Here is a 285-nt window from a genome sequence, read left to right on the forward strand (position 1 = left end):
GGTGTAAAACCGTTAAAATAACGATTTCCACTAATCTACGGAACCAGTATGCCTCAGCCGACCGCCAAACATATTTTGCACGAAGTATTCGGTTATCCCGAAATTCGTGGCAAGCAGTATGCTATTGTCAATGCTTTGGCCGGCGGCGAGAGTTTGTTGGTGCTAATGCCGACGGGCGGGGGCAAGTCTTTGTGTTACCAGTTTCCGGCGCTGATGCGCGTAGGCGTGGCGGTTGTCGTATCGCCGCTGATTGCGTTGATGAACGATCTAGTGGCCAGCCTGCAT

The 285-nt window shown here is 51.9% G+C and carries 1 protein-coding gene; it reads left to right on the top strand.

From position 1 onward, the window contains the following. Nucleotides 1-48: 48 nt before the first annotated feature. Nucleotides 49-285, top strand: a 237-nt coding sequence (locus ACTHSP_RS23690; protein WP_440347195.1) for a DEAD/DEAH box helicase, incomplete at its 3' end; no start/stop codon positions are given.

The sequence above is a fragment of the Neisseria sp. P0001.S005 genome (assembly GCF_051963715.1).